This window comes from Kitasatospora sp. MY 5-36 (assembly GCF_001182915.1).
Taxonomy (GTDB): Bacteria; Actinomycetota; Actinomycetes; order Streptomycetales; family Streptomycetaceae; genus Kitasatospora.
The window spans coordinates 1-1,494 of the sequence record NZ_LFVW01001181.1; the positions used below are offsets into that span (position 1 = coordinate 1).

The following is a 1,494-nucleotide window of genomic DNA, read 5'->3' on the forward strand; positions in this document are numbered from 1 at the left end:
AGCCGGGCTGGATGCCGCGGGCGGCAGCGCGGCAGGGGTCGGAGCGGGCGCCACCGGATCGGTGCCCGCGAACGGGCTGGCACCGGTGCCGATGACCCGGGCCAGCAGCCGGGGACCGGCGGCCGCGCCCTCCTCCGCCCCGCCTGCCGAAGCCCCGCCTGCCGAAGCCCCGCCGACGGAAGTCCTGCCGGCGGAAGCCCCACCGACGGAGGCTCCACCGGTCGAAGCCCCACCGACCGGAGCCGCGGCAGCCGGACCTCCGATGGCCGGGACCGCCACGGCGGCCGAGGCCCCGACGGCGGCCAGCACCGGTACGGCGGCGGGCAGTTCGGTGGTGTCGGTGTCGTCCTCCGGCCCGTCCAGCGTCCAGGCCGGGGCCGGGTGCTGGGTGGTGTCGTCGGCGACCCGGAGCAGCTCGGCGACCTGGTCGTACTGCCGGTCGCTGAGCCGCTGCAGCTCGACCGTGAGGTGCAGGCCCGGGATCGCGGCCTGGCCGGAGGCCGGCAGGGTCCAGCGGGCGACCGGGCCGGTGCCGCGCTCGGGGGCACGGGTGATGACGGCGACGCAGGTGCGCGGACGGGCGTCGAGCAGGCGTCCGAGCTCGGCGGGGACGTCCCCGCCGGGCTGGTGGGCGCAGAGCACGATCTCGGGCGTCCAGGACTCGTCGGCCTGGCCCCGGCTGCGGGCCTCGCGCGGGCTGGTGGCCTCGGCGGCGACGAGGGTGGCGCGGGCCTTGGCGGTGCGCGGGCCGAGGGCGGCGAGCGCGGCCTCCAGGGTGGGGTGGCGGTGCACGCGTTCGGCGGCCGGGCCGCTGATCGGCACCTCCTCGGCGAGGTCCACCAGGTGCAGGTGGAGCCGGTCGGCGAGCGGGCTGTGGGCCAGTTCGACGGCGAGGGTGCGCAGCACGTCGCGGGCGTCGTCCGGGTGGCCGGACAGGTGGAGCAGCCGGACGGCCTCCAGGTCGGCGAGGACCACCGAGCCGTCCGGCGAGGTGCCGAGGGTGACCAGCGCGGGGTAGGGCGCGGCGGTCTTCCGGGCCTGGCCGGGGCTGAGCAGGTCGCCCGAGTCGGCGCTGCACCACCACACGTTGGCGGCGTGCGCGGCGCGGAACGGCGCGATCGGGGTGGCCGGTCCGGACAGGTGCAGTTCGATGGTCCGGCCCGGGGTGATCCGGGCGGCGACGATGGCGGGCAGCCGCTTGCCGCCGCGCACGGGTTGCGGGCCAGGGTGCGCAGGGAGCGGTCCAGCAGGTCCAGTCCGGCCTGGTCCTGCCGGGCCATCAGCTCGTTCTCGAAGGCGGCGGCCTCGGCCTCGGGCATCGCGATGCGGTGCCGGGGCCGGCGGGCGCGCTGCTGGGTGCCGCGCTTGTGGGCGACGGCGCCGACCATGACGGCCGCGAGCAGGACGCCGACGGTGGAGGCCGAGAGGGCGACGGTGTAGTCGTCGCTGGGGGCCGGGTCGGCGTGCGCGGCGGGGGCGGGCGCGTGGGCCGGC

At 78.6% G+C, this 1,494-nt stretch carries 1 pseudogene; it reads right to left on the reverse strand.

From position 1 onward, the window contains the following. A pseudogene (locus tag AE652_RS41210) lies at positions 1–1,212 on the reverse strand (hypothetical protein); the annotation flags it as partial. Positions 1,213–1,494 lie beyond the last annotated feature (282 nt).